This is a genomic window from Paraburkholderia terricola (genome assembly GCF_003330825.1).
Taxonomy (GTDB): Bacteria; Pseudomonadota; Gammaproteobacteria; order Burkholderiales; family Burkholderiaceae; genus Paraburkholderia; species Paraburkholderia terricola.
In genome coordinates this window covers 2098217-2115261 of record NZ_CP024942.1, presented here as the reverse complement: position 1 = coordinate 2115261, position 17045 = coordinate 2098217, and the positions used below count along the sequence as shown (strand labels likewise).

Sequence of the window (17045 nt, the reverse complement as noted above, 5' to 3'; positions counted from 1 at the left end):
CCCGGCGCGTACTGACCTGACCGACATGGACCACATCGTCTTCCTGACTGGCCGTCTCGCCGAGAAGAGCCTCGCACGCGTGCTCGACAGCATGGCGCCGACGCCGTTCAGTTGGGAGATCCGCGAAATCGGCCTGCAGGTGGCCGCGTTGATGACGGCGGACATGATTCGCCGCCGCGTGGCCGCGCCGCTCGCGGCGCAGCGGGTGATCGTGCCGGGACGCTGCCGCGGCGATCTCGACGCGTTGAGCGCGCACTACGGCGTGCCGGTGGAGCGCGGTCCCGAAGAGGTCAAGGATCTGCCGCAGTTCTTCGGTCGCGAGGCCAAGCCGATGGATCTGACGCACTACGAGACCGAGATTTTCGCGGAGATCGTCGATGCGCCGCGCCTCGATCTGGAAGGCATCGCGAAGCGCGCACGCGACTATGCCGCCCAGGGCGCCGACGTGATCGACATCGGCTGCCTGCCCGAAACACCGTTTCCTCATCTCGAAGACGCGGTTCGTCTGCTGAAGGCCGAAGGCTATCGCGTGAGCGTCGATTCGATGCGCAGCGAGGAACTGCTGCGCGGCGGCCGCGCGGGCGCCGACTATCTGATGAGCCTGAACCTCGACACGCTGTGGATCGCGGACGAAGTCCCGTCGACGCCGATTCTGGTCGCGCGCGATCAGCGCGAGCCGGCCTCGCTCGACGCCGCGATCGACCTGCTGTCCGCGCGCGGACGCGCGTTTCTCGCCGACCCGATTCTCGATCCGATCCCGTTCGGGCTCGCCGCGTCGATCGCGCGTTATGTCGGGCTGCGCGAGCGCTATCCCGACATCGCGATCATGATGGGCATCGGCAACGTAACCGAGTTGACCGAAGCCGATACGAGCGGCATCAACGCGGTGCTGCTCGGCATGGCCGCGGAGCTTCGCGTGAGCGCGGTGCTCACGACCGCCGTGAGCCTGCATGCGCGGCGCGCCGTGCGCGAGGCCGACGTCGCGCGCCGCGTGATGCATGCCGCGCGCGAAGCGCAAGTGCTGCCGAAAGGCATCAACGGCGATCTCGCCACGGTTCACGCCAAACGCCCGTTTCCCTACAGCGCCGCGGAAATCGACGACTTCGCCCGCGAGGTGCGCGATCCGAATTTCCGCGTGCAGGTGAGCGACGACGGCATCCACGTCTACAACCGCGACGGCCATCGCGTGGCGGACGACCCCTTCGCGCTCTATCCGCAACTGAATCTGGACAGCGACGGCGGCCACGCGTTCTACATGGGCGTGCAACTCGCCCGCGCGGAAATCGCCTGGCGCCTCGGCAAGCGCTTCGACCAGGACCAGCCGCTCGACTGGGGCTGCGCGGTCGACCGGCCCGAACAGGATCTCGCCGCATGGTGCGCACCCGGCGAGACCATGAAGAAACGCTAGCGCCTGCGAGTTGCAGGTAGTCGCTTCGGGCACTCGCTTGAAGTGGCCGCGTGAAGTGGCCGCTCCAAGTGCCAGCCTCGACTACCCGCTTCAGTGCGTCACGGCGAAGCCTGCGGCATCGTTCAGATCAACACCCAAATTGACATTGCCAAGCGCCAGTTCGGCGCGCATCCCGCCGATCGCCTGCGCATAGTTATCCGCGCCGAACACAGCCGAACCCGCAACGAACACATCCGCGCCCGCGGCCGCGATCGCCGCGATGTTCGACGCCTTCACGCCGCCATCCACCTCGATCAGCAACGGCCGTCCGGTGCGCTGCATCGTCGCGTCGACCGACTTGCGCAGGCTGCGCAGCTTCTCCAGCGTTTCGGGAATGAAGGCCTGCCCGCCGAACCCCGGATTGACCGACATCACCACCACCACGTCGAGCATTTCCATCACATGATCGAGCACCGCGAGCGGCGTGGCCGGATTGAGTGCCAGTCCCGCGCGCGCGCCGTTGGCCTTGATCAGTTCGATGGTGCGGTGAACGTGCAGCGACGCTTCGGGATGAAAGCTGATCGTGTTCGCGCCCGCCTCCGCGAACGCGAGCACGAGCGGATCGACGGGCATCGTCATCAGGTGCACATCGATCGGCACCGGCGTATGCGGGCGGATCGCCGCGCACACGAGCGGCCCGACCGTGAGGTTCGGCACGTAGTGGTTGTCCATCACGTCCAGATGGATCCAGTCCGCGCCGGCCGCGCTCACGTCGCGGATCTCGTCGGCGAGACGGGCGAAATCCGCCGACAGCAGCGACGGGGCAATCAGGAAGTCGCGCATGGCCGTTTCCTCTCGATGTGGGTTCAGTGGTAGCGGCGCGCCATCGCCTCGAGCGGCAGCGGCTTGATGCGCGGCGCCTGCCCCGCGCAGCCGAACGCCTCGAAGCGCTCGACGCACACGGCGCTCGCCGCCGCGGTCGCGGCCTTCAACGCGGCGCGCGGATCGAACTCGGAACGCGCATTCGCCATCGACTTGCGCATCGCGCCGCTCATCGCGAGGCGGATGTCGGTGTCGATATTCACCTTGCGCACGCCATGCGCGATGCCGCGCCGGATCTCCTCGACCGGCACGCCGTAAGTCACCGGAATCTCGCCGCCGTATTCGCGGATGATCGCGAGCCATTCCTGCGGCACCGACGACGAGCCGTGCATCACCAGATGCGTGTTCGGAATCCGCTCATGAATCTCGACGATGCGGTCGATCGCCAGAATGTCGCCGGTCGGCTGGCGGCTGAACTTGTACGCGCCGTGCGAGGTGCCAATCGCAATCGCCAACGCATCGACGCCGGTGGCTTCGACGAAAATCTGCGCCTCGTGCGGATCGGTGAGCAGATCGTCGCGCGAGAGTTTGCCTTGCGCGCCGACGCCGTCCTCCTCGCCCGCCTCGCCGGTTTCGAGCGAACCGAGACAACCCAGCTCGCCTTCCACGGAAACGCCCACCGCATGCGCGGACTCCACCACGCGGCGGCTCACGTCGACGTTGTAGTCGTAGCCGGCCGGCGTTTTCTGGTCGGGCAGCAGCGAGCCGTCCATCATCACCGACGTGAAGCCCGAACGGATCGCCTGCTGGCACACCGCCGGGCTCGCGCCATGATCCTGATGCAGCACGAGCGGAATATCGGGGTGCGCCTCCAGCGCAGCCAGGACGAGATGCCGCAAATACGGTTCGCCCGCATATTTGCGCGCCCCCGCCGACGCCTGCAGGATCACCGGGCTCGCGGTGGCCTCGGCGGCCTGCATGATCGCGTGAATCTGCTCCATGTTGTTGACGTTGAACGCCGGCACGCCGTAGCCGTGCTCGGCCGCGTGGTCCAGTAGTTGCCGCAGTGCTATGAAGGCCATCGCAAACTCCTTGAGCTCTTATCGAATGAAACGGATCATGGCGCGCCATGCGCGACGCGGCGGGCTTCGTCCACCACCGCCTGCGTGGTCAGATTGAAGTGCGTGAACAGCGCGGCGGCGGGCGCCGATTCGCCGAACGAATCGATGCCGACCACGCCGCCCTCCAGCCCGACGTATTGCCGCCAGAACGCGGTCACACCCGCTTCCACCGCGACCCGCGGCACACCCGGCGGCAACACCGCATCGCGCCATGCGCGCGGCTGCCGGTCGAACACGCTGGTGGACGGCATCGAGACCACCCGCGCGGCGATGCCGGCTTCGGCAAGCGGCGCGACGGCGTCGAGTGCGAGCGCGACTTCCGAACCGGTCGCGATCAGCACGACGCGCGGCTGCGACGCGGAATCGTCCGGCCAGTCGCGCAGCACATAACCGCCTTGCTCGACGGCGTCGATCTGTTCGCCGCTACGCGCCGCGAACGGCAGGTTCTGCCGGCTCAGCAGCAGGCACGACGGCCCGCCGCGTTCGACCGCTTGCGCCCAGGCCTGCGCCGTTTCGACCGTGTCGCACGGACGCCAGATGTCGAGCCCCGGAATCAGTCTGAGGCTCGCCGCATGTTCCACCGCCTGGTGTGTCGGGCCGTCCTCGCCGAGACCGATCGAATCGTGTGTGAACACGAAGATCGCGCGCGTTTTCATCAGCGAGGCCATGCGCAAAGCGTTGCGCGAGTAGTCGGAAAACGTGAGGAACGTGCCGCCGAACGGAACATGCCCGCGATGCAGCGCAATGCCGTTCATCAGCGCGCTCATGCCGAATTCGCGCACGCCGTAGTGCAGATAGTTGCCGCCTTGCAGGCCGCCGTCGTCGGCATGCACGTCGACGGCGCTTTTCCAGTTGGTGAGATTGGAGCCGGTCAGATCGGCCGAGCCGCCCAGAAACTCGGGCAGGACGCGCGCGAGCACGGCGATGGTCTGCTGCGAGGCCTTGCGCGTCGCAATCGATTCGGCCGCGCAGTCGGCGTCGCGCACCATCGCGCGGACCGCGTCGCGCCATTGCGCGGGCAACGCGCCCTGGGTCCGGCGTTCGAATTCGGCCGCCTCGGCGGGGTAATGCCTGCGATAGGCTTCGAAGCGCTGCGTCCACTCCGCTTGCGCGGCGGCGCCCCGCTCGCTTGCGTCCCATAACGTGCGGACCTCGCCCGGCATGACGAAGGGCGGATGTGGCCAGCCGAGCGCGCGCCGGGTCGCGCCGATCTCGTCCGCGCCGAGCGGCGCGCCGTGCACGTCGTGGGTACCGGCTTTCGACGGCGAACCCTTGCCGATCACCGTCTTGCAGCAGATCAGCGTCGGCTTGCCCGCCGCGCGCGCGTCCTGCAAGGCGCGATCGACCGCGTCGACGTCATGGCCGTCCACCGCGCGCACCACGTGCCAGCCATACGCGGCGAAGCGCGCCGGCGTGTCGTCGGCGAACCACTGCTGAACGTGGCCGTCGATCGAAATGCCGTTGTCGTCGTAGAGCACCGTGAGCTTGTCGAGCTTCAGCGTGCCCGCGAGCGACGCGGCCTCGTGCGAGATGCCTTCCATCAGACAGCCGTCGCCGGTGAATACGTAGGTGCGGTGATCGACGATCGCATGGCCGGGCCGGTTGAACTCGCGTGCGAGCAGCGCCTCGGCGAGCGCCATGCCGACCGCGTTCGCGAGACCTTGCCCGAGCGGACCCGTGGTGGTTTCGACGCCGGGCGTCACGCCCACTTCGGGATGCCCCGGCGTCTTGCTGTGCAACTGGCGAAAGCGCTTCAACTCGTCGATCGGCAAGTCATAGCCGCTCAGATGCAGCAAGCCGTACAACAGCATCGAGCCGTGTCCGTTCGACAACACGAAGCGGTCGCGGTCGGGCCACGCCGGATCGCGCGGATTGTGCTTCAGATGCCGGTCCCACAACGCGACGGCAATCTCCGCCATGCCGAGCGGCATGCCCGGATGGCCGGACTTCGCCGCTTCCACCGCATCGATCGCGAGCATGCGCAGCGCGTCGGCCATGAGCCGGGTCGCGGGCGCACCAACAGATTCTGCAACGGCACTCATGAAAGTGTCTCCTTGCACGAAATAGAAAAACCGGTCCCGCCGTGGCTTGCCGATCGCCCCGCGCTCAGGCGCGCGCCTGCCGGTCGATCAGTTGCAGAATCATTGGCGTGAAAATCAGTTGCATCGCGAGGCCCATCTTGCCGCCCGGAACGACGATCACATTGGGGCGCGACATGAACGAGTCGTGCAGCATCGTCAACAGGTACTGGAAGTCGATGCCCTTCGGCCGCGCGAAGCGGATCACGACGAAGCTCTCGTCCGGCGCCGGAATCTCGCGGGCGGTGAAGGGATTCGAGGTATCCACGGTCGGCACGCGCTGAAAGTTGACATGCGTGCGGGAAAATTGCGGACAGATGTAGTTCACGTAATCGGGCATGCGCCGCAGGATCGTATCGACCACCGCTTCGTGCGAGTAACCGCGCATGTTCTGGTCGCGGTGCAGCTTCTGAATCCATTCGAGGTTGATGATCGGCACCACGCCGATCAGCAGATCCGCATGCCGGGCGACGTCGATCCTGTCGGTCACCGCCGCGCCGTGCAGCCCCTCGTAGAACATCAGATCGGTGCCCGGCGTCACGTCCTCCCACGGCGTGAAGGTGCCGGCGTCCTGCTTGTAGAGCCGCGATTCGCCTTCGTCGTGCACGTAGTGGCGCAACTTGCCCGTGCCGCTTTCGCCGTAACTGGCGAACAGCGTCTCCAGTTCTTCGAGCAGATTCGCCTCGGGTCCGAAATGGCTGAAGTTCGGCGCGCCGTCGCGCTCGTGCTCCTTCATCGCCTCACGCATGCCGTTGCGGTCGTAACGGTGAAAGGCGTCGCCCTCGACGATCTGCGCGTTGATCTTCTCGCGCCGAAAGATGTGGGTGAAGCTTTTCATGACGGTCGTGGTGCCGGCGCCGCTCGAACCGGTTACCGCGATGATCGGGTGTTTGAGGGACATACGCTTGTCTCCGGAAGGTGATGTTCTTTTCGGCTGCTGGCTGCGCCGCTGCCGCGCGGATTACGCGCGCACGCGGGTTGCCCGGGTCATGCGAGTCACGCGCGTCACGCCGTGAAGTCGGGCAAAAACAGCGAGCGCCGGTTGAAGAGCGGCGACGAAAACGGCTTGTCCTCGCCACGGTCGTATTCGCCGTGATACCGGCCGATGCGCTCCACCTCGTTCTTCGAACCGAGGATCACGGGCACGCGCCCATGCAGCGTGGCCGGCACGACATCGAGTATCCGTTCGCGTCCGGTGATCGACAGGCCGCCCGCCTGCTCGATCAGAAAACTCATCGGGTTCGCTTCGTAGAGCAGGCGCAGGCGTCCTTCCATCGCCGGCGTCTTGGAGTCGCGCGGGTACATGAACACGCCGCCGCGCATCAGGATCCGATGCACTTCCGCGACCATCGACGCGATCCAGCGCATGTTGAAGTCGCTCGCGCGGCAGCCGCTGCGGCCGTCCTTGCACTCCTGCACGTAGCGGCGCACGGGCGGCTCCCAGAAGCGCTCGTTCGACGCGTTGATCGCGAACTCCACGGTGTCCTCGGGAATGCGGATGTTCGAATGCGTGAGCACGAAATTGCCGATGTCGCGCTCCAGCGTGAAGCCATGCGTGCCGTTGCCGACCGACAGCACGAGCATGGTCGACGGACCATAGACGGCGTAGCCCGCCGCGACCTGCTCGCAACCGGGCCGCAGGAACGCGGCCTCGCCGACCGGCGCGTCCTTGTCGCCGTGATTGCGCAGCACCGAGAAAATCGAGCCCACCACGCCGTTGATGTCGATGTTCGACGAGCCGTCGAGCGGATCGAAGGCGAGCAGATAGTCGCCGCGCGGATAGCCCGGCGGAATCGCGTAGACGGTCTCCATTTCCTCCGACGCCATCGCGGCGAGCAAACCGTCCCACTCGCATTGCTGCACGAAAATCTCGTTGGTCGCGACGTCGAGCTTCTTCTGCTCCTCGCCATGCGTGTTGATGCTTTGCGCCGAACCGTAATTGCCGCCGAGCGCGCCCTTGGTGAGCATCGCCGAGATCGACTTGATCGCCGCGGCCACGTCGATGAGCAGCGCCGAGAGCCCCGCCGTCTCCGTCGTCCCCGCAGGAGAGGGCTGGCGGTCGAGCGTGTCGATCAGGAACTTCGAAAGGGTCGTACGTCCGTCTTGCATGGCGATCTCCTGAAGGATTGTTGTCGTTCAGCCTGGCGGCGCCTGAAAGGCGCGCGGCGCTGGCGGGGATGCGGACGCGGACGCACAAGCGGCGTCGCTCCCGGCCTCGGCGGACGGCTCGTCGAATACGCGGCTCGCGCGCACGTCGGCGGCGCCGATCAACGTGAGCGCGGCGGCGTCGATCGGCGCGCCGCCCTTCATCGCGTTGGCGAACAGGCGGTTCGCCTGGCGCAGCCGCGCGCGGTCGAGCGCATTGCGCACCGAACGGGCGTTGGCGAAATTCGGCTGACGGATCCGCAGCGCGAGGTACTCGGCGAAAGCGCGCCGCGAGTCGGCGTCGAAGCGGTAGTGCATCGTCGCGAGCATGCGCTCGGCGATGTCGAGCAGTTCCGCTTCCTCGTAATCGGGGAACGTGATGTGATGCGCGATCCGGGAACGGAAACCCGGATTGCTTTCGAAGAAGATTTCCATCCGCGACGCGTAGCCCGCGAGAATCACCACCAGATCGTCGCGCTGGTTTTCCATTGTCTGCAGCAGGATTTCGATCGCTTCCTGGCCGTAGTCGCGCTCGTTCTCGGGGCGATACAGGTAATACGCTTCGTCGATGAACAGCACGCCGCCCATCGCGCGCTTCAGCACATCGCGCGTTTTCGGCGCGGTATGGCCGATGTATTGACCGACGAGGTCGTCGCGCGTCACCGAAACCAGATGATTGCGGCGAATGTAGCCGAGCCGGTGCAGCACTTCGGCCATGCGCAGCGCGACCGTGGTCTTGCCCGTGCCGGGATTGCCGGAGAAACACATGTGCAGGGTCGGCGCGCCGCTCGCGAGGCCGAGCGAATCGCGGGCGCGCTCCACCAGCAGATGAGCGGCGACCTCGCGGATGCGGGTCTTGACCGGCACGAGTCCGACCAGGTCGCGGTCGAGTTCGGCGAGCACGTCGCCGATGCCGGAGTCGCGATACAGCGCCGCGAGATCGATATGCGGCGGCTCCTGACGCGAATCCTGCGCGCCGGCTCGTGCAACGGACGGCGCATGCGTGTCCACTACGGCAGCTTCGGTCATTGCATCTCCTTGTTCATACCATTCGCGCGGTGATCGACGCGGTAAGCGATGCGGTGAGCGATACAGCGATTCATGCACCGCACCGCATCCAATTACCGTGCCGGGCCGTAGCGCTCACCCGCGGGCCGGTCGCCCGCATAGCTCGACAGTCCATAGCGCTGCACGCGCCCCGCGCCATCCTGCCGCGTGAGACGGAAACCCGGCTCGTCGTCCGGCCGGTTGACGATGAACGACAGGCGCATCGTCTCGAAGGTGCGCTCCGAATCGAACGCATTGACCTTGATGTAGTGCTGCGGCCACGCCGCGCGGCATGCCCTCACCTCCTGCAACACGCCGGCCGCATCGCGCAGATCGAACATGGGCAAGCCCCACATTTCCCAGTACGTATTGCGCGGATGCGGGTCGTCGGTGTATTCCACCGAGCAGGCCCAGCCCTGGCTCAACGCATAGTCGATCTGCAAGCCGATCTCCTCGTCGGTCAATTCCGGCAAGAAGGAAAATGTGCCTTGTGTAATGCGCATGGCGAACCTCGTTGATTGATGTGACGGCCTGAATCGGGTCGACAGTTGTCCAACGCAGTGCGGCGGCACTGCTGTCGTTCCCGCGATAACGATTGCCGTGAATGCGGCGTTTTACGCGACGCTCGGCGTGGCGGCGAAGTCGGGCGTGTCGGTCGATGCGTAGTTGAAGCTCACGTCCCGCCATGTATCGAGCGCCTGCTTGAGCGGCGTGCACCAGCGCGCGGCGGCTTCGAGAATCTCGGGCCCCTCGTTCACGATGTCGCGGCCCTCGTTGCGCGCCTTCACCATCGATTCGAGCGCGACGCGGTTCGCCACGGCGCCCGCCTGAATGCCGGCCGGATGCCCGATCGTGCCGCCGCCGAATTGCAGGATCGCGTCGTCGCCGAACAGATCGAGCAGTTGATGCATCTGTCCCGCGTGAATCCCGCCCGAGGCGACCGGCATGATCTTGCGCAAGCCGGCCCACGGCTGATCGAAGAAAATACCGCGCGACAGGTCCACTTCGTTGTGCGCGTCGCGGCACACGTTGTAATACCCCTGTACCGACAATGGATCACCTTCGAGCTTGCCGACCGCCGTGCCCGCATGCGCATGATCGACGCCCGCCATGCGCAGCCATTTGGCGATCACGCGGAATGAAATGCCGTGATTGCGTTGCCGTGTGTACGTGCTGTGCCCGGCGCGATGCAGATGCAGGATCATGTCGTTCTTGCGCGCCCAACGCGACATCGATTGAATCGCGGTCCAACCGATCACGAGGTCGATCATCACGATGCACGAGCCGAGCTCCTTCGCGAATTCGGCGCGCTCGTACATGTCCTCCATCGTGCCGGCCGTGACGTTCAGATAATGGCCCTTCACCTCCCCCGTTTCCGCTTGCGCGCGGTTCACCGCTTCCATCGAAAACAGAAAGCGGTCGCGCCAGTGCATGAAGGCCTGCGAGTTGATGTTCTCGTCGTCTTTCAGGAAATCGAGTCCGCCTCTGAGCCCCTCGTACACCACGCGGCCATAGTTCTTGCCCGACAAGCCGAGCTTCGGCTTGACCGTCGCGCCGAGCAGCGGCCGACCGTATTTGTCGAGCCGTTCGCGTTCGACGACGATGCCGGTCGGCGGCCCCTGAAAGGTCTTCAGATACGCCACCGGTATGCGCATGTCCTCGAGACGCAGCGCCTTGAGCGGCTTGAAACCGAACACGTTGCCGATGATCGACGCCGTGAGGTTGGCGACCGAGCCCTCCTCGAACAGATCGAGTTCATAGGCGATGTACGCGAAGTACTGCGGTTCGCCGGAGGACGACGACGGCACCGGATCGACGCGGTAAGCCTTGGCGCGATACATGTCGCAAGCGGTGAGGCGGTCGGTCCACACCACGGTCCACGTTGCCGTGGACGATTCGCCGGCCACGGCGGCCGCCGCTTCCTCCGGCTCGACGCCGGGTTGCGGCGTAATGCGAAAGAGCGCGATCACGTCGGTGTCTTTCGGTATGTAATCCGGCTGCCAGTAACCCATTTCGCGGTATTTCATGACACCCGCGGCGTAGCGTTCGCGCGGCTTGCCCGAACTGCCAGGATTGCCCGGTTTTTGCGAATCAAGTGCTGTCTCGATCACCGGTTGACTGAAATCGTTCATGACGTATCCTCGATTGTGGCAAGCGCGCTGCCGGGAGAACGAAGCGCTTGAGTTGCACTGTAGACAAGGGCGTCATCATTGGGAATTCACGATTTAATTTGGCAGAGTTAACCGATCCATTATCAACTGCGCATCACGAAACACGTTTTCATGAAATGCGTTTTCAACCCACGCCGATATTCCACGCGACGATTTCAAATGGCGTGACAGGAGGACAGAAACCTTCGAATCGTAATGGAACACTTTGCTTCGGGATCGGGACACTGCGCGGCCGGCGATTTGCGAACCCGCACGAGCGGCATGCCGATGCAATTCGGCGTATGCTGTATTTCGCGCGAACCGCCTGCCGCCCGCGCGTTGCAGTACAGCGCCCGGCATGGAGTTTGCGTAGTCAGCAACGCCGATGCAGCCCGGCATCACGCTCGGTTCACGGCGCAACGATGTGTCAACCACATGGAGGAACACATATGCAATGGACGACACCTAGCTACACCGATATGCGCTTTGGTTTTGAAATCACGATGTATATCGCGACGCGTTAAGCCCGCACGGGCCGCATGCGCGGCCCTTTCGCGGATCACTTTTTCTTTAGCTGAATCGGCCGGCCTTTCGGCGCTGTCACGACTCACGTTCCCATCATGATCCACGAAACGATCGTCACCACGGCAGCGTGCGATGGCCGTCCTCACATAGCGCCGATGGGGGCGCGTTACGAGGGCGAGTTCGTCATTCTTTCCCCGTTTCGCCCGTCGACCACACTCGACAATATCGTCGCGTCGCGCGCGGCGGTTCTGAATTTCACCACCGACGTCCGCGTTTTCGCGGGCTGCGTCACGCATTGCGCGACCGATTGGCCCACTGTCGCCGCCACTCGCGTCGCGAGTATCCGGCTGGCGGAGTCGCTCGCGCATGCCGAACTCGAACTCGATGAACTGCGCGACGACAACCAGCGCCCGGTGCTGCGCATGAAGTGCGTGCACCGCGAGAATCACGCGCCGTTCGCCGGTTTCAACCGCGCTCAGGCGGCGGTGATCGAAGGCGCGGTGCTGGTGAGCCGGCTCTTCATGCTGCCGGCCGACAAGGTCGACCGCGAAATGGCTTACCTGCAGATCGCCATCGACAAAACCGCGGGCGATGCCGAGCGCACCGCCTGGGGCTGGCTCACCTCCGCGATCGCGCGGCACCGCGCGAGCCTCGATTCCGCCGGCGGTTCGTCCGCCGAACTCGTGTCCCACTAGTCTTTCGGAGAACCCGATGACCGCATTGCTCGCGAGCGTCCGCTCGCACGAGGAGGCGTTCGACGCCGCCCAGGCCGGCGCCGAGCTGATCGACCTGAAGGAACCGAACGCGGGCGCGCTCGGCGGCCTGTCGATCGGCGACATCACGAATATCGCGCGTCATCTACGCGCCCGTTACCCGGTCAAGCCGATCAGCGCGACGATAGGCGACGTGCCGGCCGAAGCGCTCGACGAGATCGCCGCGCGCGTCATCGAGGTCAGCGAGGCGGGCGTCGATTATGTGAAAGTGGGCGTGGCGCCGGGACCGGCCGCGCGGCGTTGCCTCGAACACCTCGCGAATCTGCCGGCGACCGTCGTGCCGGTGCTGCTGTGCGACGGCGGCATGGACGGCGAACTGGTCGCCTACGCGGCCACGCTCGGGTTCGTGGGCGTGATGTTCGACACCGAGGGCAAGGACGGCAACACGCTGTTCGATCACGTGGACAGCGAATCGCTGGGGCAATGGCTGCGGCTGATCCGCGAGCAAGGCGCGATGAGCGGCATCTCCGGTTCGCTCGGCTGGGCGCAGCTCGCGCAGATCAGGGCGCTGGCGCCGGATTTCGCGGGCTTTCGCACGGCCTTGTGCGTGGATGGGCGCCGCTCGCGGCTCGATCCGCAACGGGTCGCCGACCTGGCCGGCGCGCTACACAGTGCAAGCAGTGATAGGGGTCTTGCGGGCGCTACTTCGGGCTCGGGCGTTTCTTCGGACGCGGCCCGTTTGTAGGATTCTTCTCCCGGCGCATGGTGCGGCGCTCGTGCCGCCCATGCTGCTCATCCACGGATGTCAGCTTGCCGACTACGTCACCGGCATGTTCAGCAGCCGGTCGCGCATCAACGCCACGTTGTCCTTGTTAAGCAACTCCACCACGTAATTCGCGTCGTTCACATAGTCGACGAAACGGCGGTCCACCACGCCCGTTGCCGCCAGCGTTTCAAGCCGTTCGTCCTCGAAGATCGGACATGACTTCACCACGATCAGCCGCTCGGCGTTGAGCATCGTCGAGAGCCAGGCGGCGAGGCTGTCGGAGGTCGTGTCCCAGTTGCTCATCGCGTCGGGCGTGTCGCGCATCAGCGCGGTCGGCACCCATACGGCGACATGGCCGTCGCGCAACGCGCGGCGAATCTTGGCCTCGCTCGACGCAAGCACGAGTTCGGGCCGCACGCCTTGCATCATGATTGCGTACTGCGTCATCGCGAGCAGACACATGTTGTGCGCGACGAGATCGTCGAAACGCCACTCGCTCTGATATTGCCGCACCTTGTCGGCGAAATCGCCGCCGCCCGGCACGATCACGACGCGCCCGCCCCCCACCTCGCATAGCTCGTCGAGCCAGTTGCGCAGCGTCGGCTCGTGACTCAGGCTGCCCCCGATCTTGACCACCCACATGACCGTTGTCCTCGTTTCCGATTAACTGCGTTGGTGTGTTCGCTGCATGTTCGTTGCGGGTGCCTTCACCTGCTGATTGGCTCGCGCGTTCGAGCGCTGTCTGACCAAAGCTCGCGTCGTCTTGCTGCTTGTGCCGACGCGCGGCTCATTGCGCTTCGGCTCATGCCGCCTGCGATATCGCGCCCTACCTGTCACACCCAAAAGCTCACGCCGTGCCGTTCCGCGTGCCGTCCATCGCGCGGCTCATCGCGCTTCGGCTCATGCCGCCCGCGATACCGCGCCCTACCTGTCACACCCAAAAGCTCACGCCGTGCCGTTCCGTGTGCCGTCCATCGCGCGGCTCATCGCGCTTCGGCTCATGCCGCCCGCGATACCGCGCCCGCGCCGTCGCGGCCCGCATGCCGGTCGTGCGCGGCCGCGAGCAGCGCCACCGCCACGCTCGGCGCGCAAGTCGCGGCCCACTCCGAGCATGCGTCGGGAACGCCCGCCAGCGCGCCGAAATCGACATAGCCGCGCGCCTCCTCACGCGCCAGCGCCGCCACGAGGAAGCGTCCGCAGCCCGCGCCCACCAGCGGCGCGGCGGCCAGCTCGGGATGCGCCGCCGTCACGCGCGCGAGGTTCACGCCGATCTCGCGCAATTGCAGTTCGCGCCAGCGCAGCGCGAACCGGCGCCATTCGGCGGGCTCCGTTTCGTAGGCGTCGCGGCCGATCATCCGCGCGATCCGCGCACGGCTCGCGGCTTCCGTCTTCGGTCCCTGGTCGGCGCTCGGATAGAGGTCGTAGTGCGGCTCCAGTTCGCCGGTCAGCCGATAGACGTCCGCGCTCGTCGCGAACCATTCGTTCATCACGTTGACGGCCGCGCCCGCGAATTCGATGCGGTGCGCGATCCCGCACAACGGCGTGCGCACGACACCCTGGTAGACCAGTTCGCCGGTCGCGAGCCGCCCGGCATCGGTCGCGGCGCGCGCGACGACGCGCCCGCCAGCGATCGGAATGATGTCGGTGGTCGTGCTGCCGATGTCGATGAGCACCGCGTCGGCTGCGCGCGTGGCGACCCAGTGCGCGGTGGCGAGCCAGTTCGCGGAGGCAACGTCACGCCAGTTGGCGGCGCAGTCTTGCGGCGCGAGCCAGCCGGTTTCGCCTGCATAAAAACGCAACTGTGCGCCCGCTTGTGAGCCTGCTTGTGGGCCTGCCTGTGCGCCTGCCTGTGCGCCTGCTCGTGCATCTGATCGCGAGCCCAACCGCGCGTGCGTTTGCGACTGCAACGGCGCATGCGAGCGCGTCGCGAGCCGCTGCGCGAGCGTGCCGGCAATCGCCCGCACGCCTGCGGCGCGATCGGGGAACAGGTCGACCATTTCGCCCGTCATCGTCACGGCGTGCCGCGCGGCGGCCGTGTTCGCGGCCGGCCAGCGCTCGAACACGAGGTCGATCGTCCGCTCCAGATGTTCGAGTCCCTGCCACAGCGGACACGCCCATTGCGCGACGTCGAGCACCGCGCCGCCGGCATCGGCCATCGACACCTTCACGTGCGCGCCGCCCACATCCCAGCCGAAAATCGCGCCATCGACGCCCGCGTGGCTCGCATGCGCTGCCTGCGCCGCGCTCACGGCCGCGCTCCACAGGCCGTCTCGGAGCCGTGCGGGCGCGCCGCCGCGCTTCTGTCGATGCGCGCCCCATGCGCCGCCAGCAACGCGCGCGCGAGATTGCCGCCGAGCGACGCGGACAGCCCCGCATACGCGACGGTCAACCGCGGATTGACCTCGATCACCACCGGGCCGCGCTCGGGATGCCACACCACGTCGATGCCGGCAAAGCCGCGCAAGCCGGGCAGCGCCGCATACACGCGCTGCGCGAGGTCGCCGAGCACACGGCCCTGGTCGCCGAGACGATCGATCTGGTTCACCATCACGCCGTCGAATTCGACGATCCGCGGTTGCGGTCCGCTTGCGTCGGCTCCGCTCAAACCGATCTGCTGCCGGTTGATGCTGATGAGCTCGGCGCGGTCCTCGTGACAGATCAGCGAGAGACTGAGCGGCTCGCCGTCGACCCATTCCTGAAGCACCGGATTGCGTCCGGCGGCGGCACGTGCATCGTATTCCGCGCAGGCGTCGGCGAAACGGTCGAACACGAACGTGTCGAGACCGCCCGCGCCGTCGTCCGGTTTCACGACCCAGCGGCCGGCGGACGGATGACGCTCCGAACGCGCATCGGCCTGCCCCGGTTCGAGCGCGGGCGTCGTCGCGATGCCATGCGCCGCGAGACACGCGGCGGTCACGCTCTTGCTCGATGCCGCGCGAATCGCTTCCTTCGCGCAACCGAGCCAGCGCGCCGTGCCGACCGCATCGTAAAGATGCAGCAGCAAGCCGTCGCATTCGGGCGCGATGATCCACGCGTAATCGTGTTCGCGCGCCACCCTTGCGACGAAGGCCGTCATCGATTCACCCGGCGCGGCCCTACAATGGGCCAGCGCCGGGTCGACGGTTTCGAAGCGCGAACTGGCGAACGTCACCTGCACGCCGTCGAGTTCGCGCAGATCCGCGACCAGCGCGTCGCGCATCACCCGCCCCTCGACGATCAACGCGCTCAGATCGGCGAGACTACCCGCGCCGGCCAGCGCCGGGTCGATGCCGCCGCCGGTGAGATACTCATAGACAAAGATCTTGGTCAAAGGAGCACGCCCCCAATGCAGGTGATACCGGTTCTCGATCTGCTCGACGGCCACGTGGTGCGCGCGGTGCGCGGCGAGCGGACCGCTTATCTGCCGATCCAGTCGCCGCTCGCCGCCACCAGCGAGCCGCTTCACATCGCCCGTGCGCTCATTGCCGCAAGCGGCGCGCGCACGCTCTATATCGCCGACCTCGGCGCCATCCTTCAACGCGGCGCCCATGTCGCGACGCTCGCCATGCTGCGTGCCGCCCTCCCCGGCATCGACATCTGGCTCGATGCGGGCTATGCCGACTTTGCGTCGATGCGCGCGCTATTCGACAGCATCGAGCGCCTCAATCACATTCAGCACATCGAGCCGAGCGGCCCGGCCCACTCGCACACCGGCGAGCGCAACGCCCCCAACGACCGCACGACTCACGATCTCGCGCCCCTCGTGCCCGTGTTCGGCACCGAGTCGCTGCGCGACCTTCACGCGCTGCAAGCGGCCGAGGCTGCCGGCCTCTCGCCCATTCTTTCGCTCGATCATCGCGCCGGCCAGTTGCTTGCCGACCCTGCGTTCGAACCCACATCGTCATGGTGGCCCGGCCGGGTGATCGCCATGACGCTCGACCAGGTCGGCAGCTACGACGGTCCCGACTTGCGCAGCGTCGAGCGCATCCGCTCGAATGCGCCCGCGGGCACCGCCGTGATCGGCGCGGGCGGCATTCGCGATCGAGCCGATCTGAGCGCGGCGGCGCGGACTGGCGCCACCGCATGGCTGGTGGCGTCCGCACTGCATGATCGCCAGATCGGCCTCCCGCTCTTCGAATCCACGTAGCAGGCTATACAAAATCCATGCCAATCGCGGGACAACGCACGGCGGTAAACAAACAGAAAGCAATGCGGCCGCGTGTGACACTCTGCTCCAGATCGGCACACAACCTGTGCGGCGCACCGGGGTTTCGGCGCCGCCGATGCCACAGCCGCCGACGCACGCAAGCCG

Annotated in this window: 16 protein-coding genes; 5 read left to right on the top strand and 11 right to left on the bottom strand. The window is 66.2% G+C overall.

The window, feature by feature from the left end; all coding sequences use genetic code 11:
* Positions 1–25: 25 nt before the first annotated feature.
* On the top strand, positions 26–1408 hold the full coding sequence (locus CUJ90_RS28045; RefSeq protein ID WP_114164315.1) for a DUF6513 domain-containing protein: 1383 nt from the start codon (positions 26–28) through the stop codon (positions 1406–1408).
* A gap of 90 nt (positions 1409–1498) precedes the next feature.
* Here CUJ90_RS28045 and rpe read toward each other — a convergent pair whose 3' ends face one another.
* The 8 genes from rpe to CUJ90_RS28005 form a co-directional block, all read right to left on the bottom strand.
* Positions 1499–2230 carry a ribulose-phosphate 3-epimerase gene (gene rpe, locus CUJ90_RS28040; RefSeq protein WP_114164314.1) on the bottom strand — a complete coding sequence of 244 codons (732 nt, stop codon included), beginning with the start codon at positions 2228–2230 and terminating at the stop codon, positions 1499–1501.
* Positions 2231–2253: 23 nt separating this feature from the next.
* Positions 2254–3291, bottom strand: coding sequence for a class II fructose-bisphosphate aldolase (fba, locus tag CUJ90_RS28035; protein ID WP_083081042.1), 1038 nt, complete (start codon positions 3289–3291; stop codon positions 2254–2256).
* Positions 3292–3326: 35 nt separating this feature from the next.
* Positions 3327–5372 carry a transketolase gene (tkt, locus tag CUJ90_RS28030; protein WP_114164313.1) on the bottom strand — a complete coding sequence of 682 codons (2046 nt, stop codon included), beginning with the start codon at positions 5370–5372 and terminating at the stop codon, positions 3327–3329.
* A gap of 64 nt (positions 5373–5436) precedes the next feature.
* Complete coding sequence (locus tag CUJ90_RS28025; protein WP_114164312.1) at positions 5437–6309, bottom strand: phosphoribulokinase; 873 nt, start codon at positions 6307–6309, stop codon at positions 5437–5439.
* A gap of 104 nt (positions 6310–6413) precedes the next feature.
* Positions 6414–7517: a class 1 fructose-bisphosphatase gene (locus CUJ90_RS28020; protein ID WP_073427432.1), complete on the bottom strand. Its 1104-nt coding sequence runs from the start codon at positions 7515–7517 to the stop codon at positions 6414–6416.
* Positions 7518–7544: 27 nt separating this feature from the next.
* A complete protein-coding gene (gene cbbX, locus CUJ90_RS28015) occupies positions 7545–8582 on the bottom strand; it encodes a CbbX protein (protein WP_073427431.1) in 1038 nt (345 codons plus the stop codon).
* 92 nt (positions 8583–8674) lie between these two features.
* The gene (locus tag CUJ90_RS28010; protein WP_073427430.1) at positions 8675–9103 is read right to left on the bottom strand and encodes a ribulose bisphosphate carboxylase small subunit; all 429 of its coding nucleotides are present in this window, start codon (positions 9101–9103) and stop codon (positions 8675–8677) included.
* A gap of 111 nt (positions 9104–9214) precedes the next feature.
* A complete protein-coding gene (locus CUJ90_RS28005) occupies positions 9215–10732 on the bottom strand; it encodes a ribulose-bisphosphate carboxylase large subunit (protein ID WP_073427429.1) in 1518 nt (505 codons plus the stop codon).
* Positions 10733–11199: 467 nt separating this feature from the next.
* On the opposite strand from CUJ90_RS28005, the gene pqqA reads away from it, so the two are divergent.
* The 3 genes from pqqA (at position 11200) to CUJ90_RS27990 (ending at position 12733) form a co-directional block, all read left to right on the top strand.
* Complete coding sequence (pqqA, locus tag CUJ90_RS33675) at positions 11200–11274, top strand: pyrroloquinoline quinone precursor peptide PqqA (protein WP_013342881.1); 75 nt, start codon at positions 11200–11202, stop codon at positions 11272–11274.
* 96 nt (positions 11275–11370) lie between these two features.
* Positions 11371–11970: a DUF447 domain-containing protein gene (locus CUJ90_RS27995; RefSeq protein WP_083082916.1), complete on the top strand. Its 600-nt coding sequence runs from the start codon at positions 11371–11373 to the stop codon at positions 11968–11970.
* A gap of 16 nt (positions 11971–11986) precedes the next feature.
* Positions 11987–12733 (top strand): (5-formylfuran-3-yl)methyl phosphate synthase, encoded by a 747-nt coding sequence (locus tag CUJ90_RS27990; protein ID WP_114164311.1) that lies wholly within the window; start codon positions 11987–11989, stop codon positions 12731–12733.
* Positions 12734–12805: 72 nt separating this feature from the next.
* Here CUJ90_RS27990 and CUJ90_RS27985 read toward each other — a convergent pair whose 3' ends face one another.
* The 3 genes from CUJ90_RS27985 to CUJ90_RS27975 all read right to left on the bottom strand — a co-directional run bounded on the left by CUJ90_RS27985 (position 12806) and on the right by CUJ90_RS27975 (position 16064).
* Entirely contained in the window at positions 12806–13396 is a 591-nt protein-coding gene (locus tag CUJ90_RS27985) for an amino acid kinase family protein (protein WP_073427426.1), read from the bottom strand.
* Positions 13397–13752: 356 nt separating this feature from the next.
* Complete coding sequence (locus tag CUJ90_RS27980) at positions 13753–15003, bottom strand: hydantoinase/oxoprolinase family protein (protein WP_421375475.1); 1251 nt, start codon at positions 15001–15003, stop codon at positions 13753–13755.
* Entirely contained in the window at positions 15000–16064 is a 1065-nt protein-coding gene (locus CUJ90_RS27975; RefSeq protein ID WP_114164310.1) for an ATP-grasp domain-containing protein, read from the bottom strand. The genes CUJ90_RS27980 and CUJ90_RS27975 overlap by 4 nt, the downstream gene beginning before the upstream one ends.
* 15 nt (positions 16065–16079) lie before the next feature.
* On the opposite strand from CUJ90_RS27975, the gene CUJ90_RS27970 reads away from it, so the two are divergent.
* A complete protein-coding gene (locus tag CUJ90_RS27970; protein WP_114164309.1) occupies positions 16080–16880 on the top strand; it encodes a HisA/HisF-related TIM barrel protein in 801 nt (266 codons plus the stop codon).
* Positions 16881–17045: the final 165 nt, after the last annotated feature.

What these genes read in the sequence shown, in the direction of transcription:
- CUJ90_RS28045 (WP_114164315.1), top strand. Translation starts at nt 26, where the DNA reads ATGGACCACATCGTCTTCCTGACTGGCCGTCTCGCCGAGAAGAGCCTC.
- rpe (WP_114164314.1), bottom strand. Translation starts at nt 2,230, where the DNA reads ATGCGCGACTTCCTGATTGCCCCGTCGCTGCTGTCGGCGGATTTCGCC.
- fba (WP_083081042.1), bottom strand. Translation starts at nt 3,291, where the DNA reads ATGGCCTTCATAGCACTGCGGCAACTACTGGACCACGCGGCCGAGCAC.
- tkt (WP_114164313.1), bottom strand. Translation starts at nt 5,372, where the DNA reads ATGAGTGCCGTTGCAGAATCTGTTGGTGCGCCCGCGACCCGGCTCATG.
- CUJ90_RS28025 (WP_114164312.1), bottom strand. Translation starts at nt 6,309, where the DNA reads ATGTCCCTCAAACACCCGATCATCGCGGTAACCGGTTCGAGCGGCGCC.
- CUJ90_RS28020 (WP_073427432.1), bottom strand. Translation starts at nt 7,517, where the DNA reads ATGCAAGACGGACGTACGACCCTTTCGAAGTTCCTGATCGACACGCTC.
- cbbX (WP_073427431.1), bottom strand. Translation starts at nt 8,582, where the DNA reads ATGACCGAAGCTGCCGTAGTGGACACGCATGCGCCGTCCGTTGCACGA.
- CUJ90_RS28010 (WP_073427430.1), bottom strand. Translation starts at nt 9,103, where the DNA reads ATGCGCATTACACAAGGCACATTTTCCTTCTTGCCGGAATTGACCGAC.
- CUJ90_RS28005 (WP_073427429.1), bottom strand. Translation starts at nt 10,732, where the DNA reads ATGAACGATTTCAGTCAACCGGTGATCGAGACAGCACTTGATTCGCAA.
- CUJ90_RS27995 (WP_083082916.1), top strand. Translation starts at nt 11,371, where the DNA reads ATGATCCACGAAACGATCGTCACCACGGCAGCGTGCGATGGCCGTCCT.
- CUJ90_RS27990 (WP_114164311.1), top strand. Translation starts at nt 11,987, where the DNA reads ATGACCGCATTGCTCGCGAGCGTCCGCTCGCACGAGGAGGCGTTCGAC.
- CUJ90_RS27985 (WP_073427426.1), bottom strand. Translation starts at nt 13,396, where the DNA reads ATGTGGGTGGTCAAGATCGGGGGCAGCCTGAGTCACGAGCCGACGCTG.
- CUJ90_RS27970 (WP_114164309.1), top strand. Translation starts at nt 16,080, where the DNA reads ATGCAGGTGATACCGGTTCTCGATCTGCTCGACGGCCACGTGGTGCGC.